The organism is Streptomyces sp. NPDC001502 (assembly GCF_042894785.1).
Lineage (GTDB): Bacteria > Actinomycetota > Actinomycetes > Streptomycetales > Streptomycetaceae > Streptomyces > Streptomyces kutzneri.
Genome location: NZ_JBIAVW010000003.1, coordinates 364,565 through 383,681 on the forward strand (window position 1 = coordinate 364,565; position 19,117 = coordinate 383,681).

Below are 19,117 nucleotides of genomic sequence, written 5' to 3' on the forward strand. Positions count from 1 at the left end.
GCCTCAGTTCCCGTAGGCCTTGGCGGCCTCGGCCTCTAGCTTCGCGGCCGTGCCCCGCGGGTCCGACGGGTCGCGCAGGAAGTCCTGGAGGAGTTTCCACTCGCCCGCTCCCTTGGTGCCGCCGAACGCGGCCGGGGCCTGGTCCGACATGTCGAAGCGGATCGAGTCGCCCGCCGCGATGAGCGAGTTGGCCGTGCTGCGGGTGATCTCGTCACCGTACGAGGCGATGTCGAGCTCCTTGTTCGGGGACAGGAAACCGCCGGCGCGGGCCCAGACCTCGGCGGCCTCGGAGCCGGACAGGAATTCGAGCAGCTTCATGCCGGCCTTGCCGTTCTTCGCGTCCTTCAGGACGACGGCCGCGTCGCCGCCGCTGACGACCGGCGCCTTGCCGCCGTCGACCGCGGGGAACGGGAAGAACTTGGCGTCCTCGCCGGGCTTCTTGCCGAACTGGTCCTTGGCGATGCCACCGACGAAGTCGCCCTCGTAGACCATCCCCGCCTTGGGATCGGGACCGAAGACCTGCGCGACCGACGAGGGGAAGTCGGTGCCCAGCGCCGTCTGGGCACCCCCGGCGACGAGCTGCTTGTCCTTGAACAGTTCGCCGAGGGTGGTCAGCGCCCTGACGACGCTGTCGTCGGTCCACTTGAGCTTGTGCTGGGCGAGCTGGTCGTACTTCTCCGGCCCGGCCTGGGAGAGGTAGACGTTCTCGAACCAGTCGGTGAGGGTCCAGCCGTCCTCGCCGGCTATGGCGAAGGCGGGGCGGCCGGAGTCGGCCAGGGTGCGGCCGGCCTTCAGCATGTCGGCGTAGCTCGTGGGCTCGTTGACGCCCGCCTGGGCGAAGGCCTCCGGGGTGTACCAGACCGTCGACTTGTGGGCGGCCTTGAAGTAGAGGCCGTAGTACGTGCCGTCGACGGTGCCGTAGTTCTTCCACACCGGGGCGAGGGTGGAGCCGGCCTTCCTGGTGGCCTCGTCGGACAGGGGCTGGAGCCAGCCCTCCTTGGCGAACTGCTGGAGCACACCCACCTGGGGAACCAGCACCACGTCGGGCGCGTTGCCGCCTTCGATCTTGCTTCCGACGAAGGTGGAGACGTTGTCGCCGGAGGGTACGAAGACCGTCTTGGCGCCGGTCTTCTCGGTGAAGGCGTCCAGGACCTTCTTGAAGTTCTGCTGCTCGCTGCCGGTCCAGACGCCTGCCACGGTCACGGTCTGGCCGCTCAGTTCGCCGCCGCTCGCGGGTCCGGTGGCGTTGCCGCAGGCGGTGGCACCGAGGGCGAGGGCGAGGGCCGCCGATGCGGTGGCCGCGGTCCGCCGGGTCGTCTTGCTGGGTCGTCGCATGAGGGAGTCCTTGTCTGGAGGTCAGGAAGAGGAGGCGGAAGGGGGGGAGGAGGAGGGGGAGGAGGGCGAGGAGGGGGAGGGGGAGCTCAGGGGCCCGGGGTCACGGGGCCGGGCATTCGGCCGTCCACCAGGCGGCGGTGGCCGCGGGCAGGACCCCCTCGGGACAGGGGCCGCTGGCGAGCAGCGGAGTCCCGGGGACCGGGGCGGGTACCGGCTCGGTGCCGAAGTTCACCGCGCAGACCAGGCCGTCGCCGCGGGTGATCGCCAGTACCCGGGGAGGCGCGTCCAGCCAGCGCAGGGGGCCTTCGCCGAGCTGCGGAAGGGTGCGCCGCAGCTGGAGCCCGTCGCGGTAGAGGTGCCAGAACGAGCGGGTGTCGGCCAGGGCGCGGTCGGTCGCGTGCTCGGCGAACCACTCGGGCTGCGGCAGCCACGGCTTGGCGCCGGCCGCTTCCCCGGAGAAGCCGAACGGGGAGGCGTGCCCGGACCAGGGCAGCGGCACGCGGCAGCCGTCCCGGACGTGCTTGCGGCTGCCCGTACGGTGGAAGATCGGGTCGGTGAGGACCTCGTCGGGCAGGTCGAGGACCTCGGGGAGGCCGAGCTCCTCGCCCTGGTAGACGTACGCGGCGCCGGGCAGCGCGAGCATGAGGAGGGCCGCGGCGCGGGCGCGGGCGGCCCCCAGTCCGCTGCCTTCCACCCCGGGCTCGCCCGCGTAGCGGGTGACCGTGCGGACCTGGTCGTGGTTGTTGAGGACCCAGGTGACGGTGGAGCCCGTCCCGGCGATGTCGCGCATCGCGTCGGTGATCGTCGCGCGGAAGGCGTCGGCGTCCCAGGGGGCGCTCAGCAGGTCGAAGAAGAACGCCTGGTGCAGTTCGTCGGGGCGGACGTACTCGGCGTGCTCGCGCGCGGTGGGCACGGACACCTCGCCGACCAGCAGCCGTTCGCGGCCGTCCCGGGCGGTGTACTCCTCGCAGACCGCGCGCCAGCGCCGCCACACGCCGTGGACCTCGGGCTGGTTCCAGGCCAGCTGGTTGACGGCGTCGCGGGCCCGCTCGTCGGCGCCGGGGTCGTCCGAGTCGGGCAGCGCGGGGTGCTTGAACAGTCCGGCGGCGACATCGATGCGGAAGCCGTCGACCCCGCGCTCCAGCCAGAAGCGCAGCACCTCCTCGAAGTCGTCGCCCACGGCCGGATCGCGCCAGTTCAGGTCGGGCTGCTCGGGCGTGAAGAGGTGCAGGTACCACTCGCCGGGGGCGCCGTCGGGACCGGTGGTCCGGCTCCAGGCGGGACCGCCGAACATCGCACGCCAGTTGTTGGGAGGCTCGGCCCCCTCCGGGCCGCGGCCGGGCGCGAAGTGGAAACGGGCGCGCTCCGCGCTGCCCGGCTCCGCGGCGAGCGCGCCCCGGAACCACGGGTGCTCGCTGGAGCAGTGGTTGGGAACGATGTCGAGGAGCAGCTTCAGCCCGAGCCGGCGGGCGTCGGCCACCAGCCGGTCGAACTCCGCGAGGTCGCCGTAGACCGGGTCGACGCCGCGGTAGTCGGCGACGTCGTAGCCGTGGTCGTGCTGCGGCGACGGGTAGAAGGGGCTGAGCCAGATGCCGTCGACACCGAGCTTGCGCAGGTAGGGGAGCCCGGCCCGGACGCCGGCCAGGTCGCCGATGCCGTCCCCGGTGCTGTCGAGGAAGCTGCGGACGTAGACCTGGTAGATCACCGCGTCGCGCCACCAAGGGGCCGAGGGGGTGGCGGTGGGGGAGGTGTGGCCGGTGGCGGCCGGAAGGGTGCTGAGCATCTCGCGTCGACCTGTCTGCTGAATGCGAGAGCGCCCCGGATCGGTGCGCTGTTATGCATGCATGTTAAGTAGCAGCGACTGGAAGGTGTCAACGATGTGTCCAGAAACAGCGAAAAGCTGGGGTGGTTTGTGCGTGAATGCCCACATGCACGACGAAGGGTCTCTACTTAACATGTAAGTAGAGACCCTTGAGGGGAGCGGAGGAGTGCGGTCAGCCCTTGCGGGAGATGGTCCCGAGCTCGCGCGCGAGCCGCGCCGCCGCCTGCTCCGGCGTCTGGCGCAGCGCCAGCACGTCCTGCGCCACGGCCTGCACGGCGAGGCTCACCTGGTCGTAGCGCGGACTCTTGGGACGGGGCACCGCGGACAGCACGCTCTGGCGCAGCGTGGGCAGGTACGGATACGCGCGGACCAGCTCGGGGTCCTCGTACAGCGCGGCGCGCACCGGAGGCAGCGAGCCCTTGGTGAGCACCTGCCGCTGGACCCGCTCACTGGTGAGGTAGGAGATCAGATCCGCCGCCGACGCCGGATGCCGCGCATGGCTGCTCACGGCGAGGTTGGAGCCTCCCAGCACACTGGTGCCCGGCCCGTCGCGTCCGGGCAGCGGCACGGCGCCGAACCTGCCCGCGACCTTCGATCCCTCCGCGCTCGCGTCCGCGTACACGTAGGGCCAGTTCCGCAGGAACAGCAGACGGCCGTCCTGGAAGGCCCGCCGCGACTCCTCCTCCTTGTAACCGAGCGCGTCGCGGGAGATCCAGCCTTCCCGCACACCGTCCGCGAGGAACCGCAGTCCGGTGCGCGCCGCGTCCGAGTCCACGGTCACGCGGGCTCCGTCGTCGCGCAGAATCGATCCGCCCGCCGAGTGCACCGCCTCGGTGACGTTGACCGTGAGCCCCTCGTACGGCAGGAACTGGCCGGCATATCCGTCCAGTCCGTACTCCGGGGCGATCGTGCGCGCCTGGCGGACCAGATCGTCCCAGGTGCGCGGCGGCTGCTCGCCCTCCCGTTCCAGGATGTCCTTGCGGTAGTAGAGCAGTCCCGCGTTGGTGACGTACGGGACCGCGTACAGCCGGCCGTCGAAGGTCGCCGTGTCGACGACGGGCCGCAGGAAGGAGTCCAGCGGGAAGCGATCACGCCGGAGCGGGGAGATCCATCCGGCCGCCGCGAACTCGGACGTCCAGGCGACGTCGATGTTCAGCACGTCGAACCGGTCGCGGCCCGACCGCAGCTCACTGATCATCTGGGCCCGGGTCTCGTCCGCCGAGTCGGGCAGCTCGACGAGCGTGACGCGCTCGCCGGGATGGGCGTCGTTCCAGTCCTCCAGAAGCGGAGGGAGGTAGTCGGTGAGATCGCCCGCCGTGACGAGAGTCAGGGGGCCGCGGTCGCCGTCCTCGGAAGCCGCGCCCGTCCCGGCGCGGACGCCGAGACCGGTGTATCCCGCCAGTACGACCGCCCCGACCAGGAGAGCTCTACCCGCGGCACGCATCCACCGCATAGATTCCTCCCAGTACACGATCCGGCTGCGTTGCCGACCATCGTGGCCTATATATACCCGTTAGGCATGGGCGATACTAGACGCCCAGGCAGACGAGACGGACGGCGGCGCAACTCGGCCCGCTGCCGAGTGAACCGTTGACTACAGAGCGGGAAGGAGGGGGAGCGAGTGCGGCTGGCGCTCCTTGCGCTCCTCACCCGTAGCCCTGCGCACGGTTACGAGCTGAAGCAGGACCTTGAGAAGCTCCTGGGCGCCGCGTACCCTCAGCCCAACGTCGGCCAGATCTACGTCACCCTCGGACGGCTGGAGAAGAGCGGCCTCATCGAGGGCGAGGACGTCGAACAGTCGGGACGCCCCAACAAGCGCACGTACAAGCTGACGGACGCCGGACGCGAGGCCGTGCTGGCCTGGTTCGAGGACACCACCGAGGAGCCCCGGGTACGGGACGAGTTCTTCATGAAACTCGCCCTCGCACCGCAGTCGGGACTGGCCGATCCGGTCGCACTGATCAACAAGCAGCGGCGGCAGTACCTCAACACCATGCGGGACCTGTCCAAACTGGCCGCGGCCGAGGACCGCGACAACAAGATCTCCCAACTGCTGATCGAGGGCGCCATGCTGCACCTGCAGGCCGACCTCGACTGGCTCGAACGCTGCCAGGAGGAGCTGGAATGAGCGACGACGCCACCACCGCCGCTCCTGGCGCGTCCGTCGAGCCCATCGTGCGGGCCGAGGGCCTGACCAAGACGCACCACGGCGAGGGCGTACCCGTGCACGCCGTACGCGGGGTGGACCTGTCCGTCGGACCCGGCGAGTTCGTCGCGGTCACCGGGCCCTCCGGAGCCGGCAAATCCACGCTCCTGCACCTGATAGGCGGCCTCCAGCGCCCCGACAGCGGGAAACTGTGGATCGGCGGAGAGCGGGTCGACGAGTACCGCGAGGCCCGCTGGGCGGTCCTGCGGCGCCGCAGCATCGGCGTCGTCTTCCAGTTCTTCAACCTGGTCTCCAACCTCACCGTCGCCGACAACGTCGAACTCCCCGCCCTGCTCGCCGGAGCCTCCCCCAAGGCCGCCCGCGCGTCCCGTGCCGAACTGCTCGCCGAACTCGGCCTCGAAGGCCGCGAACGCTCGATGCCCGGAGAGCTGTCCGGCGGCGAACAGCAGCGGGTCGCACTCGCCCGCGCCCTCGTCAACCACCCCGCACTGCTGCTCGCCGACGAACCGGCCGGCAGCCTCGACAGCAAGGGCACCCGCGAGGTGCTGCGGCTGCTCTCCCGGTTCCACCAGCGCGGCCAGACGATCATGATGGTCACCCACGACGCCCGGATGGCCAGCGCCGCCGACCGCGTCATCAGCTTCTTCGACGGGCGCATAGCCGACGACGCACAGCTCGGCGGCGGACGCCGCGGGCCGGCCCGCGGCGTCTCCGGCGTGCTGGACCTGGACCTGGAACTCAAGGAGTGACCGTGCGGGCCACGCTGCGCTGGGCGCACGCCGACTTCCGCGCACACCGCGGCGAAGCCGTCTTCGTCGTCCTGGCCAGCGCCGGGATCATCGCCTCGCTCCTGCTCGCCGGCGCACTGTTCAGCTACGCCGCCAACCCCTGGCAGCGCGTCTTCAACCAGTCCCACGGCGCACACATCTGGCTGCACACCCGGGCCGGCGCGGACACGGCCGCCCTGTCCCGCGTGGACGGGATCGCCGCCCTCTCCGGGCCCTACCGCACGACGGCGACCACGGTCGAATCGCGCGGCGCCCGGGTCGGCGTGACGCTGCGCGCGGCCGCGACGGAACCCCCGGAGACCGGACGGCCACTCGTCACCGACGGCACATGGCTCGCCCGGCCGGACACCACCGGCGACGGCACGGGTGCCGGCAACGGCGCCCTCGTACTGGAGGCCTCGGTCGCGCGGGCCCTCTGGGCCGAGCCGGGCGACACCGTACGGGTCACCGGGCCGGACGGAGCCCCGCACGCACTGCAGGTGAGCGGAATCGCCGAGGTGGCCGAGCCCCGTTACCACCCCGGCGGCGGGCCCGGCATCGGCTGGGTCCTCGACGACACCCTCGACGAGGTCGCCCACGGCGACACCGGGCAGAGCGTGGGCCTGCGCCTGCGGGATCCGGACGACACCGACTTCACCGTCCAGCGGGCCGTGACCGTCCTCGGCGCCGACCGGGTCGCCCAGGTCACCAAGTGGCAGCAGGCACGGGCCGAGGCCGGCGGCGACGACCGGCTGCTCGGGCAGATGTTCGCCGTCTTCGGGCTCGGCGCGCTGCTCGCGGCCGCGCTCGCCGCCGCCGGAGCGATCGGCGCCCGCGTCCGCGGCCAGCTGCGGGACATCGCGATCCTCAAGGCCGTCGGCTTCACCCCCGGCCAGGTGACCCGCGGCTTCCTCGTACAGCATCTGGCCTTCGCCCTCCTCGGCGTCACCCTCGGCACGGCGGCGATCGCCCTGCTGGGCGCCCGGATACCTGGCCGGATCGGCGAGGCGACGGCGGTGTGGCAGGACCTGCCCGGCCACACCGCGCTCATGATCGGCATCCCGTGCGGCGCCGTGCTCCTGATCGCGGCCGCGACCGGGCTCACGGCCTGGCGCGCCGGACGGGTCCCACCGGTGCCGGTGGCCCGTGCAGCGCTGCCGTCCGCCGCGCCGATGACCGCGCTCGGCAGGCGGGCCCTCGGCGTACGCGTGCCGCCCGCCCTGGTCCTGGGATGGCGCGCGGCCTTCCCGCGGCGCGGCCGGACGCTCGTCCCCGTCGCCCGGCTCGCCCTGCCGCTGGTCCTCATCACGGTCGCCCTCGTCGCCTGGTCGACGCTGGACCAGTTCCGCAGCCGGCCCGCGCAGATGGGACGGCCCGCGGCACTGACCGTACGGGCCGCGCAGCCGGCCGGGGCGTCCGACGCGGAACTGGAGCGGGCCCTCGCACAGGTCCCGGACGTCGCCGCGGTCCACCCCGGCGCCGAAATGGCGGCGCTCGTGCCGGGCCAGACCGGCACCATCACGCTCCGGGGCCTGGGTACGGCCGGGGACCCGTACCCCTCGAAGGTGGTCGAAGGGCGCGCCGTCAGCGGCCCGGACGAGGCGGTGGCCGGGCAGGGGTTGCTCGACCTCCTCGGCGTACGGGTCGGCGCGTGGGTGCGGATGACCGTCGAGGGACGGCCACAGATCCTGCACGTCGTCGGCCGCACCATCGAACCCGAATCCGCGGGCCGGGTGATCACCACCACCATCGACGCACTGCGCGAGCGCGATCCGGGGCTGCGGCCCGGCTTCCACGCCCTCGTGCTGCGCGAGGGCGCCGACCCCGTGACGGTGAGCTCCGCACTCGCCGCGGCGGCGGGCGCAACCCTGGAAGTCCGGGAGACGCCCAACCCGGCCGACCGGCTGGAACCGGCGCGCGCGGTGATCGCCGCCCTGATCGCGGTCCTGGCGCTGATCGGGCTGATCGAGTTGCTGACACTCATCGGTACCGGCGTACGGGACCGGGGCCGGGACCTGCTCGCGCTGAAGGCGATCGGGCTGACGCCCCGGCAGATCGGCGCGATGACCGTGACGGCCGCCGGACTGACGGCGCTGGCATCCGCACTGGTGGGCACGGCGGTGGGGGTGCTGTCCGGCAGATGGCTGGTGGACACCCAAGGCGCGTCGAGCGGCATCGGCGCGGGCATCGCCCAGCTGCCGCCGCTCCCCGTGCTGCTGACCGTCATCGTCGGGGCGGTGCTGGGCGCGGTGGCGGCGGCGGCGCTGCCGGCGACCCGGGCGGCCCGACGGCGGCCGGCCGACTCGCTGAGCGAGACGCTCTGACGCTCCGGAGGGAACACCTGATCGCCACCTGGATCGTCAGGGTCTGGCGGACCAGGGCCCCGGGTGAGTCACCGCCCGCGGCGTCTCAGCGGAACATGTGGGCATGGTCCTCGGCCCACTGCCGGAAGGGCCTGCCCGGGGAGCCGGTGACGTGTGAAACAGTGTCGCGCACTGCCAGCAGCTCGCTGTTGACGTCTCCGCACGTGACATCGGGGACCGCGTCGGCGGCTTCCTCCCCGAAGACCGCAGCCATCCGGGCACGAGCCTCCCGTCGGCTGATCTCGATGAAGGGCACATCCCGCCCGAGTGCTGCCCCGATGGCCTCGACCTGCTGCCGGGCTGTCACCGGCTCCGGACCGGTCAGGGCATACGTCCGCCCCCGATGGCCTGGTTCGGTCAGCACGACCCGCGCCACGGACGCGATGTCCGCAGGGTGGATCGTGGGGAGTCCCGTGTCCGCGTACGGCGCGCGGACCGCCTGACCGTCGCGGATCGAAGCCGCCCACATCATGGCGTTCGAGGCGAACTGCGTCGGCCGCAGGATCGTCCACTCCATGCCGCTGTCCTTGAGCAGCCGCTCGACCGCCAGATTCTCGCCGGCGGGGCCCAGGTGCGGATGGGTCTGGACGGTGATGGACGACACCAGCACCACGTGCTCGACCCCGGTCCGCCGGGCTGCCGCGAGGATGTCCGCGTCAGGGCCCATACGAGACACGAGGAACAGCGAGCGCACCCCGTCCAGAGCGGGCTTCAACGACTCCGGCACCGCGAAGTCACCCTCAACGGCCTCGACCTCCTCGGGGAACGTCGCCCGTGAGGCGTCACGGGTGAACCCTCTGCCTGCTACCGCCCCCCCGAGAAGTCCATGCCCGGTTTCATGCCCGGCTCATGTCCAGCCGAGCTCGGTGTACAGGTGGCCGGCCCGGATGCCCTCGACCGCGGCCCGGGTGTAGGGGACGACCGGTTCGGGGAGCTCGTCGGCGGGCCACCAGCCCCAGGACAGGCAGCGGTCGGGCTCGCGCACCTCGGGTGTGCCCTGCCACCGCCGCGCGCGGAACACGAGCTGGATACGGGGCCGGCCGCCCGGTCCGTCCACGAGGTGCACGACGTGGACCAGTTCCACGTCGCCCGGGTCGATGCCCAGGCCGGCCTCCTCCTGCGCCTCCCTCACCAGGCAGGCGACGGCGGATTCCTGCTCACAGTGTCCGGCGAGGAAGTGGTGGGTGGACGCGGCGAAGGCGGAGTCCGGGTGACGCAGCCCGAGCAGGACCTGACCGTCGCGTTCGAGGTAGAGGTGAACACCGACGATGTTCCGCCGTGCCCGGCCGCCGGGCCGGGCCTGGGCCGGTACGGCCGGGGCGAGGCCCCGGGCCCGGTGGAGCTCGATGACCTCCGTCGTCCACGGGCACATCGTCAGGAAAGGGATCGTGGCCGCGTCGAAATGGCGGAGCATGATCCCTTCGGGACAGGGGAGTTCGTCGGCGTCGCCGTCCCAGGCCCCCAGGTACACCTGGATACGCCCCTCGGCCGGCCCGTCCGGCCCGGGCCCGGTGCAGCCGACGATCGTGAAGGGCTCCAACGGCACCACCAGGCCGGTCTCTTCGAGGAGTTCCCGCTCGACGGCCTGCGCCGCCGTCTCCTCGCCCTCCCGGCCTCCGCCCGGGATCGACCACGTACCCGGATCGCAGATGTTCTTGTTGGCGTCGCGCAGGTGCAGCAGGTACCGGCCTCGTGAGTCGACCAGCAGCGCGGCGGTACCGTGCGGTTCGTCGGATTCGGTCATCGAAGGCTCCTTAACTGGTGCCCTGAAGAACGGTCCGGATGCGGCGCCGTCACGGCCGGACCGCGGCATCGCGCGCGTTCGAGGCGACGTTCGAGCCGGCGTGTCCGCCCCCCCGGGGCTGCCGCGAGGTTCCGGTCGGTTTCAGGCGTTCCACCACTCGTCCGTGGCGCAGCCGACCTCGTAGTGCCACCATCCCTCGTCCCGGCCCCGGTCCAGGAGAGCCTTGATCCCGGCGAAGTCCGCCCCTGCCTCCGCGGTCAGGGCCAGCATGGGGAAGTCCTCACTGAAGACCTCGCCGCCGAGCCCGAACACCGAAAGGCGCTGGTGCACCGCCTGCGGGCTGCGCCCCAGGGGACCGGTGGGCACGGGCACCACACGGATCGTGCAGTTGCCGGAGGAACTGACCCGTCCGACAGCCCAGTGGAGCCCGTCGGAGTCGGTCCGGTACCGCACCACATCGCCCTCGGCCACCCCGTCCTGAAGGAAGGGGCAGTTCTCCACACTCGCGGTGTCATCGCCGAGCTTCGTCGCCCACAGGCCCTCGGTGTCCTGCGGGAACCACCCCTCGCGCGGGACGAACCGGAACCACACCTTGATCTTCTCGACCGCCATCTCCATGAGAGCCATCATGCGCTGATCGCCGGCGACACCGCGGACCGGCCCGCGCCCCCGAGGGGTGCGGACCGGTCCGGCCAGGTCCCGGGATCAGTGGGAGCCGGGGCGGGTGGCACGGGCGTGGTCGGCCTCGAAGCGCTGGAAGGCCGCCTCCTGCCGCCACTCGACCTGCGCCTTCGGGCTGACGTCCAGGAACCGGGCGCACCGCTCGCTCGGGCGCTCGGCGCCCTGCTGCTCGTGGGCACACGCCCCGGTCGGACGGTAGCCGGTGCGGACGTCACGGTTCCACAGACCCCGGCCGGGCAGGAACGAGTGTTCCAGGGAGGCGCGGGCCAGGTCCTTCAGCTCCGGGTAGTCGAGTCCGTACATCTCCGCCGCCCGGCGGTACTCGTCGGTGATCTCGATCCGCGACACGCCCGGGTCGTCGGTGGCCAGGACGACCGGCACGCCATGGCGGCGGTAGGTGGCGAACGGGTGCGCGTCGCCGGAGACGCGCAGGATCTGCTCGTTGCTGTGGAACGGGACCTCCACTGCGATGCGCCGCTCGGCCATGTAGCGCATGAGTGACTCCGAGCGGTCCTCGTGCAGGACCGACACACCGTGCCCGATCCGCTCGGCGCGGCCGGTCTGGGCGGCCTCCCTGATGTGGAAGGTGAGGTCCTCCGGCTTGACCAGGCCGGGCACCAGCTCGCCCGCGTGCAGGGTGATGTGCGCCTTCGGGTACTGGGTCTTGAGGTAGTTCAGCATCCGCATGTGCAGGCGGTAGTCGCGCAGGGCGACCGGGTCGTCCTCCGGCTGCACCAGGTTGACGGCGACGAAGCGCGGGTCGCGCTCGGCCAGCCGCATGCCCAGCGCCATCTGGGTGAACACCCGCTCCGGGGTGCCGGCGCGGGCGACCTGGGAGATCCACCGGTACGGCAGGGAGCACGCCTCGTCGGGCTGCGGAGTGTCACAGTGCGCGGCGCCGCGGAACTCGGCATCGGTGCTGTCGGCATCGGCGCGGGCCTGTCGGACGACCGCGTCCAGGCCCCCGCCGGCCAGGAGCTTGTCGTGCATGCGGTCGAGGTCGGCGTCGTAGCCGACCCGGTCGGCGAGCGTCCGGGCCTGGCCGGAGGCCGGGGAGATCATGGTCTCCAGGTAGAACTGGTTCTGCCGGGCGGCGGAGCCCGCGACCTCCGCGAGCATCCGGCCGGGGTGCCTCCAGGTCACCTCGCCGAACTTGCCGAAGGTCGCGAAGAAGTGGTCGTGGCCGTTGCCGTCCGCCGGGAAGTCCTGCATCGACCAGGCCCGGATGACCTGCTGACGGAACGCCGCGTCGGTGACGGCGTCGGCGGCGGGCCGGGTGCCGGCCCCGCACGGCGGGGGCACCGCGGTGGTGGTGTCGGTGGTGATGCACAGGCCGTCCCCGGCGGCGAGTTCGATCAGGAACTCGGTGGTGACCGCTCCGGACAGGTGGTTGTGCAGGTCACCGCCCTTGGGGAGGTCGGCGAAGAAGTCCCCGGGCCGGGCCGGCGCGGGGGCCGGCGCCGGGGCCGGGGGCGCGACGGGGGCGGAGGCCGCGTACGCGGAGGCGGGTGCGAGCAGGGCGAGGGCGGAGAGCGCACCGATCAAGTGGGATGGGATCACGGCCACATGGTGGTGAAGCGGACCGCCGCGCAGCGGCATGCCGGGCCGGGCGCCTCCCCCTGTCACCCGGGAGGCCCCGCAGAGGATCGTTCCTTCCGGCGGGGGCCGCCCTCACGCCGCCTCCACGCGTCACAGGGGCCGACGGTTGAACCAGGCACGGCTTTCCGGCTGGTTCGGACGGACGATCGCCAGGACCGCCGGCACGAGCCAGGCGAATCCCAGCAGCGGTATCACCTGGAAGAACGCCCAGCTGAAGGGCAGGGCCGTCCACCCGTAGACGAAGGCGGACACGCGCAGATTGCGATGGCGCGTGGGGAACTTGAGGGCCGTGGTGACCCCCCATGCCGAGACCGCGAGGACGAGCAGGCCGGCGAACACGACCATCCCGGCGTGATCCTCGCCCGGCGTGGTGCAACACGGGGTGGAGGCGTCGCCGTCGCCCCAGACGGATGTGGCGACGGCCACGCTGTTGGTCACCAGAGCGACCCCGAGGAGGGCCTGCATGCCGCCCAGGACCATCATCAGCACACGGAGGTTCCGCACGGCGTCCGGCATCCGCGCGCCGGGGGGAATCGGCTCGTGGGGGAGTCCGCCCGGCGCACCGGGGCCGCCCGGTCCCACTGGTCCCACCGGCCCCGGGTTGCCGCTCGCGGGCGACCGCTGCCAAGGCCGCCGGCCGCCTGATTTCCCGTCGTCCACGTTCATCCTGACGGTCCTTCCGCTGGAAAGGCCTCGCACCTGCGCGCCATGCTCCGGCGGCTCGTGCCGACTGTCCAGCCGCAATCCGGCCAGCGCCCGCCGCACCGCTTCGACCGGACCGCGCACGACCCCGCTCAGACCACGCCATGGAGCCCCGCTACAAGGCGATACGGTAACGAACCTCGGTGATGGACACTCCGTCGTAGTCGTCGGCCTGGACGGCACCGTCAGCGGCGTAGCCGGCTCGTTCGTAGAACCGGCGCGCCCGGGTGTTGTCGGTGAGCACCCACAGCAGGACCGAGCCGAAGCCGCGGGCCAGAGCGTCGGCGTGCACGGCTTGGAGGAGCGTGCGTCCGATGCCGGACCCGATGAGCGAGGGCCGAACGTACAGAGCGCAGAGCTCGCCCGCAGCCGTACGCGAGGGCCCGAGGCACGCCCAACCCACCACCCCACCCCGGGCGTCCACCGCCACCAGATCGGTGGTGGCCTTGTCCGGCCTCGTGAAGTACTGCCTGCGCCGGTGCGCGTCCGCTTCGACCGTCATGCGATCGAGGTAGGACTGGGGCACGATCCCGGCATACGCGGCCTTCCAGCCGGTCACCCGTATCTCCGCTACCGCCGCGACATCGGCTTCGGTCATCGCTCGTACAGTCGCCATCGCAGCACTGTACGAGACCCGTCACCGCTGCCACCTGCGAATTACGCGCGGGACGGCGCGGCCGGGGCACCGGTCAGCGTCTGTCTCGGAGCCGGCGGTCCAGGAACTCGATCAACCGTGTTTCCGAACGGGCGATAGGTTCACGTTGTTCGCAGGGGAGCGAGGCGAGGGCGTCGACGAGGACTCGCTTCCGGTGGATGTACACCATGTTCCCCGAGTGGATCCGGCACCCCGAACACCAGGCGAGTCCGATGCACCGCTCGAACAGGGCGGACCCGGGCGGGTGGTAGCGGTACTGGTACGAGCGGACGGGCGTCCCACAGGCGACGCAGACTCGCCGGTCCCCGTCGGGGACCGTGCCCCAGGTCCCCACCCTGCGTCAATCCCGCCGCCCGGCCGGTGCTCTTCACGTCGTCATGCCGGGAATCCTCGATCACGCCGAGGCGCCCGTCCACCCGTTTCCACGATGCCCGGGGCCGTCCCGGACCGGAACAGCAGCGCAGGTCACGATCGCAGGAGCGCGGTGGCACGCCTCAGCTGATCGACATGCGTGTAGTGGATTCCGGTCAGTCCGGCCGCCTGTGCCGCGGCGACGTGTCCAGGCGTGTCGTCGATGAACAGGCACCGCTGCAGCTTCACTCCCACCGCTTCTGCCGCGGCCTCGAAGACCCGCCGATCGGGTTTCGCGAACCCGGTGCGGGCGGTGTTGACGACCGCGTCGAACGCGCCGGCCAGCCCCAGCGCGGTGAGATCGGCCTCCAGCCGAGTGGTCGCGTTCGACACCAGAACCACCGGCACCCGGCGGCGGATCGCGGTCAGGAGTTCCAGGACAGCGGTGTCGACGCGGCCGGTCAGCGCCGTCCAGCCGCGGACGAGATCCTGAGCCAGGGCCGCTGATCCGCAGGCCTCGGCAAGGTCTTCCGCGACGCGCCGGCGCCACTGCTCGTCGCTGATGCGACCGGTGACGGCGGCGTCCAGGAGCTCGGGGCGAAACGCGGCCGACGCGAGGGTGCCCTCGGCCAGTGCGGCCTTCCGATCGAGCGCGGCCATCCCATCGGGATCCCACAGGCGCAGGACCCCGTCGAAGTCGCAGAGCACGGCGTCGAACGGTTCATCACTCATGATGCAGATCCTGCCAGACCGAATCCGGACCCCGTGGAGCCACCGGAACTGCTCGATCGCGTACGGGGGTTCAGGCCGTGTCGAGCTGGTGGTCGGCCCAGACGTAGCTTTCGGGGAGCAAGTCGCTGATGGAGAGGGTCCGGGGGCGGTCGTCCGTGCCGACGACGACCTCGATGGCGGGGAAGTAGTCGAGAAGGACCTGGCGGCATCGGCCGCACGGGGGAACGATCCCCCGCTCACGGTCGCCCACGGCGACGATCGTGTCCAGTACGTACGCGCCCTGGGCGGCCGCGGTACCGATGAGGACCAGCTCGGCGCAGGGGCCGCCGGTGAAGTGGTAGGCGTTCACGGCGGTGATGATCCGGCCGTCCCGGGCACGGGCCGCTGCAGCCACGGTGTGGTTGTCGCCGTGGCACCGGGTGCGCGCGATGTGGGTTGCGGCCCGGATGAGTTCGTGGTCGACGGGGTGGGGAGGGGCGGTGGTCATCGGCTCTGCCTTCGTTCGGTGTCGACCGACGCTGGCGCGAGTGACGGATGGTGCGCAAGCGAATATCGGGAGGGCATGGCGGACTTGGCCCCCGGGGCGGGCCGTCCCGGTTACGGGGAGGTCGGAGTGATGTGGGTGGTGGGTGTGTTCCAGCCCGAGATCCGGACCCGGAGCGCCGTACCGGCCGGCGCCGCCGTTCGGTGATGAGCCGTCAGGACAGCACTCTCACCGGGCCAGAGACTGATCTGGTTGTCGTTCCAGCGGACCGGCAGCACAGGCGCGTCCCGGCCGTCGACGAGATGGAGATCGGTCAGCAGCGCGGGCGTGTTCCCGCTGCTGGTGTTGCGGATGGTGACCGTGGTGGTGGAGTGCGAGCCGGCGTGGCGCGTGGTGCGGGCGGTCGCGGTCACGGCGGCGGCCGCGAGGGAGTTCAGGCCGGTGAGGTCGCCGTAGGCGGTCGTAGGAGTGTGGTACCAGTCGGTGGCGTCGTAGTCCAGAACGTCGGGACGGGTGGAGAGCCAGTAGACGTTGCGGCTGACCTCGCGGCCGGCCCTGTCGGTGAGCGTGAGCCGGGCGAGGTACGTTGAATCCGGCCCGTCCGCGGCGGCGACGACGGCGGGAACGGTGACCGCGGTGGTCCGCGCGCCGTCGCCGCCGACCCGCAGCCCGCGCACGGTGCGGTCGTAGAGGGAGGCCCCGTCGGTGCCGAACAGGGTGACCCGGGCGGTGAGGCCGGAAACGGCGTCAGGTCTGCGGTTGACGACGGCCACGGTCCGGTCGTCGTAGGAGTACTGGATGTGCAGCGGCTCGTTGGCCTTCTTCGCGCCGTAGTAGGCACCGCCCTGGTCGAGGTAGCGGTCGACGAGCTGCCAGTGCAGGGAGGTCCAGCCGCTGTTGAACATCCAGTAGACGAGCCCCGTCGACGGGTCGGTGGAGTCCGTGGCGTTGCGGGCGTAGGCCTCGAACTGGGCGCGGACGTTCTCGTACTGGCCGAGCTGAGCCTTGGCCACGTAGTCCCGCAGGCTGCGCGGCGCGCCGTAGCGGCGTGTGAGGGCGTCGTTGAACAGCTTCAGTGTGCTGAAGGTGCGGGAGGGGGAGCGGTGGTACTGCGGGGCGGAGGGGGACTTCCACAGGGTTTCGAGTTCGGCCGGCGAGAGCGTGCGGCGCAGGGTGTCGAGGGTGGGGATCGAGGGTCCGGCGCTCGTCTCGGAGTTGAAGCCCGTCGCGCCGCCCTCGCGTTTGTCGTACCAGTACGAGGGCGGGACCCAGTCGTAGGGTCCCGTCATCCGCATGCCCGACGGACCGCTCAGGGCCGTGGTGACCGCGGAGGCGGCCGGAACCACCGGGGTGGGCCAGTCGGCGGCGCGCAGGGCGTCGAGGTAGTCCCGCTCGGTCCCGGCGTCGGGTGCGAAGTCGCTGCCGATGAGGAAGGACAGGACGCTGGGATGGCCGCGCAGCCGGGCGGCCTCGGCGGTCATGGAGGCCCGGGCGGTCAGGCGGTCGGCGGCGTTCCACTTCTCGCCCGTACCGGTGGGGTTGACCGGCCCCTCCCACTTGTTGCAGCACTCCCAGCCGGGCAGCATCAGCATTCCGTGCCGGTCGGCGAGGTCGAAGAACTCGTCCGGCTCGATATGGCCTTCGAGGCGGAGCGTGTTCAGACCCGCGTCGAGCGCGGCCTTGATCCGGTCCTCCGCCGCGGTGGTGTCCCAGCGCAGCAGCTCGTCGGCCGACCAGCCGGCGCCCCGGATCAGGAGGGGGCGGCCGTTGATCGTGTACCGGCGGGCGCCGGCGGAGTCGAGCGGCGCCTTCACGTCACGGATGCCGAAAGCGTGGCGGACGGAGTCCGAGCGGCTGCCGGCCACCGTCGCCGTCAGGTGGAGTCCGTACAGGTTCTGGGGGCCCATGCCGGCCGGCCACCACAGAGCGGGCCGCTGCAGGCGCAGTTGCCGGTGGCGGTCCGGGGCGAAGACGAGCGTGCGGGTCTCCCCGGCGCGCAGGAGGACGTCCTCGCGCAGCACGATCCCGGTACCGCCGATGGCGGCGGTGACGGTCGCGGTGGCGGCCTCCTGCGAGTCGTTGCGGACCCGCGCCTTCACGGTCAGCTCGGCCGGGCCGGCCTCCGGGGACGGCACGTCCAGGCTGGTCACCACGTGGGCGTCGTGCAGCGAAACCGGCCCCCGGCGGCGCACCAGGACATCACGGACGATGCCCATGTTGGCGTCGGGCGGTGGCTGCAGCCAGTCCAGCCAGCCCAGTGTGAGGTGTTTGCGCGGATCGTTGGGCTGGATCCGGAAGGCGACCGTATTGGTGCCGGCCCGCACCAGACCGGTGATGTCGAGTTCGTGGCGCGTGTACACACCGGCCACCTCGGCCGCCGAGGCGACCTGCCGGCCGTTGACGTACACGTCCGCCGCGGAGATCACCCCGCTGAAGTCCAGCGAGGTGCGCTCCGAGGTGTCGGGAAGCGTGAAGTCGCTGCGGTACCACCACGGACCGGCGAAGTCACGGCGCGGGATGCGCTGCTGGTCGGTGGAGTAGAAGGGGTCCGGGTGCGTGCCGTCGGCGACCAGGGCGGCGAGCACCGTGGAGCGGGGCCCGGCCCGGTGCCAGCCGGTCGTCGCATAGCCGGGCGTGGACACGGCGGCCGCCGTGTCGGGGACCTCGGCCGCCGACCGGATCGCGTACCCGGTCAGCGCGGCGGTCCCGCCGGACGCCACCGCCGTCGCGGTGGGAGCGGAACCCGGACCGGCCGTGAGGCGGGGGGCCGCGGCCGAGGGTACGGCGGCCGGGGCGAGCAGCAGACCCAGCAGGGCCACAGCCACGGCGGCCGCCCGGAGTCGCCGGGTGTGAGCGGGGCGGGGGAGTTGGGACACGGTGGTCTCCGGGGGAGCTGGTCGGACGTCCGCCTGACGCGAAGATCAGGTAACGGACCGTAGCCCACCCGACCCGCAGGACGGATGGTCACGGCCGTACGGCGAGCCGCACGCCCACGCCCCCTCGGACGTACATCGACCGGCGGCCGGTCAATATCTGTGTCCGCGCGATGAGAATTAGACGAACCACGCAGTGAGGCTTTTTCCTGCAGCGGGCGAAGTGAAATGTTTCACCGTACACGGGGTCTCGATTCGTGCTACTGTCGATCTCAGTTGCAGTTGTGGTTCCCAAAACTTCAAGTGCCCCCACCAGGTGTCTACACCCCCTGGGAGTACTTTTACTTTTCCGGTCATTATCGGGCGGGGTAATCATTGCGGCGACACGGAGTCCACACAGTGTGGATTCCGATGCACTGCCCCAAAGGAGATATGACATGGCTACTGGAACCGTGAAGTGGTTCAACGCGGAAAAGGGCTTCGGCTTCATCGAGCAGGACGGTGGCGGCGCCGACGTGTTCGCCCACTACTCGAACATCGCCGCCCAGGGCTTCCGCGAGCTGCTTGAGGGCCAGAAGGTCAGCTTCGACATCGCGCAGGGCCAGAAGGGCCCGACGGCCGAGAACATCGTTCCCGCCTGACGCTGACGCGCACTTCGTAGCTGGGGCCCGCATCCTTCGGGGTGCGGGCCCCAGCTGCACGCATTTTCCGTCCCACCCCGCCCCGCCCACCCGGTGCCGGCTGCGGGGACGGCGCCCAGGAATCCGCAGTCCTCCGTACGCGGATCACGCCCCGGCCGATACGCCGGTTGTGCGCCCTGACGGCGTCACCTCTTTTTCCGT

15 protein-coding genes and 1 pseudogene are annotated in these 19,117 nt (G+C 71.7%); 4 read left to right on the plus strand and 12 right to left on the minus strand.

What is annotated here, in order from left to right; all coding sequences use genetic code 11:
• Positions 1–3 precede the first annotated feature (3 nt).
• From ACFY0D_RS06530 to ACFY0D_RS06540, 3 genes are all read right to left on the minus strand, one after another.
• A complete protein-coding gene (locus ACFY0D_RS06530; protein WP_390797280.1) occupies positions 4–1,335 on the minus strand; it encodes an ABC transporter substrate-binding protein in 1,332 nt (443 codons plus the stop codon).
• 100 nt (positions 1,336–1,435) lie between these two features.
• A complete protein-coding gene (locus ACFY0D_RS06535) occupies positions 1,436–3,118 on the minus strand; it encodes a glycoside hydrolase family 13 protein (RefSeq protein WP_390797281.1) in 1,683 nt (560 codons plus the stop codon).
• Positions 3,119–3,329: 211 nt separating this feature from the next.
• On the minus strand, positions 3,330–4,610 hold the full coding sequence (locus ACFY0D_RS06540) for an ABC transporter substrate-binding protein (protein WP_390797282.1): 1,281 nt from the start codon (positions 4,608–4,610) through the stop codon (positions 3,330–3,332).
• A 168-nt stretch (positions 4,611–4,778) separates the two neighbouring features.
• Between ACFY0D_RS06540 and ACFY0D_RS06545 the strand changes: the two genes are divergently transcribed.
• From ACFY0D_RS06545 to ACFY0D_RS06555, 3 genes are read left to right on the plus strand one after another with little or no spacing between them, the layout of a single operon-like run.
• Entirely contained in the window at positions 4,779–5,285 is a 507-nt protein-coding gene (locus tag ACFY0D_RS06545) for a PadR family transcriptional regulator (protein ID WP_314252823.1), read from the plus strand.
• Positions 5,282–6,073, plus strand: a complete 792-nt coding sequence (locus ACFY0D_RS06550) for an ABC transporter ATP-binding protein (protein ID WP_390797283.1) — start codon at positions 5,282–5,284, stop codon at positions 6,071–6,073. Before ACFY0D_RS06545 ends, ACFY0D_RS06550 begins: the two co-directional genes overlap by 4 nt.
• 2 nt (positions 6,074–6,075) lie before the next feature.
• The gene (locus ACFY0D_RS06555) at positions 6,076–8,415 is read left to right on the plus strand and encodes an FtsX-like permease family protein (RefSeq protein ID WP_390797284.1); all 2,340 of its coding nucleotides are present in this window, start codon (positions 6,076–6,078) and stop codon (positions 8,413–8,415) included.
• An 85-nt stretch (positions 8,416–8,500) separates the two neighbouring features.
• Here the strand turns inward: ACFY0D_RS06555 and ACFY0D_RS06560 are convergent.
• The 9 genes and pseudogenes from ACFY0D_RS06560 to ACFY0D_RS06600 all read right to left on the minus strand — a co-directional run.
• Positions 8,501–9,268, minus strand: a pseudogene (locus tag ACFY0D_RS06560) (SDR family oxidoreductase); the annotation flags it as partial.
• Between the two features lie 33 nt (positions 9,269–9,301).
• Positions 9,302–10,198 carry an NUDIX domain-containing protein gene (locus ACFY0D_RS06565; RefSeq protein WP_390797285.1) on the minus strand — a complete coding sequence of 299 codons (897 nt, stop codon included), beginning with the start codon at positions 10,196–10,198 and terminating at the stop codon, positions 9,302–9,304.
• Positions 10,199–10,339: 141 nt separating this feature from the next.
• Positions 10,340–10,828 (minus strand): DUF4265 domain-containing protein, encoded by a 489-nt coding sequence (locus ACFY0D_RS06570; RefSeq protein WP_390797286.1) that lies wholly within the window; start codon positions 10,826–10,828, stop codon positions 10,340–10,342.
• Positions 10,829–10,903: 75 nt separating this feature from the next.
• Positions 10,904–12,478, minus strand: a complete 1,575-nt coding sequence (locus ACFY0D_RS06575; RefSeq protein ID WP_390797287.1) for an adenosine deaminase — start codon at positions 12,476–12,478, stop codon at positions 10,904–10,906.
• Between the two features lie 90 nt (positions 12,479–12,568).
• Complete coding sequence (locus ACFY0D_RS06580) at positions 12,569–12,982, minus strand: hypothetical protein (protein WP_390797288.1); 414 nt, start codon at positions 12,980–12,982, stop codon at positions 12,569–12,571.
• Between the two features lie 313 nt (positions 12,983–13,295).
• Positions 13,296–13,796, minus strand: coding sequence for a GNAT family N-acetyltransferase (locus ACFY0D_RS06585; protein WP_390797289.1), 501 nt, complete (start codon positions 13,794–13,796; stop codon positions 13,296–13,298).
• 504 nt (positions 13,797–14,300) lie between these two features.
• Positions 14,301–14,918, minus strand: a complete 618-nt coding sequence (locus tag ACFY0D_RS06590; protein WP_390797290.1) for an HAD-IA family hydrolase — start codon at positions 14,916–14,918, stop codon at positions 14,301–14,303.
• A gap of 70 nt (positions 14,919–14,988) precedes the next feature.
• Complete coding sequence (locus ACFY0D_RS06595) at positions 14,989–15,405, minus strand: cytidine deaminase family protein (protein WP_390797291.1); 417 nt, start codon at positions 15,403–15,405, stop codon at positions 14,989–14,991.
• A 110-nt stretch (positions 15,406–15,515) separates the two neighbouring features.
• Positions 15,516–18,227, minus strand: a complete 2,712-nt coding sequence (locus ACFY0D_RS06600) for a sugar-binding domain-containing protein (RefSeq protein ID WP_390797292.1) — start codon at positions 18,225–18,227, stop codon at positions 15,516–15,518.
• A 485-nt stretch (positions 18,228–18,712) separates the two neighbouring features.
• On the opposite strand from ACFY0D_RS06600, the gene ACFY0D_RS06605 reads away from it, so the two are divergent.
• Positions 18,713–18,916: a cold-shock protein gene (locus tag ACFY0D_RS06605; protein WP_004986771.1), complete on the plus strand. Its 204-nt coding sequence runs from the start codon at positions 18,713–18,715 to the stop codon at positions 18,914–18,916.
• Positions 18,917–19,117 lie beyond the last annotated feature (201 nt).

Excerpts from the sequence above, each read along its gene's own strand:
- ACFY0D_RS06530 (WP_390797280.1), bottom strand. The coding sequence starts at position 1,335 with ATGCGACGACCCAGCAAGACGACCCGGCGGACCGCGGCCACCGCATCG.
- ACFY0D_RS06535 (WP_390797281.1), bottom strand. The coding sequence starts at position 3,118 with ATGCTCAGCACCCTTCCGGCCGCCACCGGCCACACCTCCCCCACCGCC.
- ACFY0D_RS06540 (WP_390797282.1), bottom strand. The coding sequence starts at position 4,610 with ATGCGGTGGATGCGTGCCGCGGGTAGAGCTCTCCTGGTCGGGGCGGTC.
- ACFY0D_RS06550 (WP_390797283.1), top strand. The coding sequence starts at position 5,282 with ATGAGCGACGACGCCACCACCGCCGCTCCTGGCGCGTCCGTCGAGCCC.
- ACFY0D_RS06565 (WP_390797285.1), bottom strand. The coding sequence starts at position 10,198 with ATGACCGAATCCGACGAACCGCACGGTACCGCCGCGCTGCTGGTCGAC.
- ACFY0D_RS06570 (WP_390797286.1), bottom strand. The coding sequence starts at position 10,828 with ATGATGGCTCTCATGGAGATGGCGGTCGAGAAGATCAAGGTGTGGTTC.
- ACFY0D_RS06575 (WP_390797287.1), bottom strand. The coding sequence starts at position 12,478 with ATGCCGCTGCGCGGCGGTCCGCTTCACCACCATGTGGCCGTGATCCCA.
- ACFY0D_RS06585 (WP_390797289.1), bottom strand. The coding sequence starts at position 13,796 with ATGGCGACTGTACGAGCGATGACCGAAGCCGATGTCGCGGCGGTAGCG.
- ACFY0D_RS06590 (WP_390797290.1), bottom strand. The coding sequence starts at position 14,918 with ATGAGTGATGAACCGTTCGACGCCGTGCTCTGCGACTTCGACGGGGTC.
- ACFY0D_RS06595 (WP_390797291.1), bottom strand. The coding sequence starts at position 15,405 with ATGACCACCGCCCCTCCCCACCCCGTCGACCACGAACTCATCCGGGCC.
- ACFY0D_RS06605 (WP_004986771.1), top strand. The coding sequence starts at position 18,713 with ATGGCTACTGGAACCGTGAAGTGGTTCAACGCGGAAAAGGGCTTCGGC.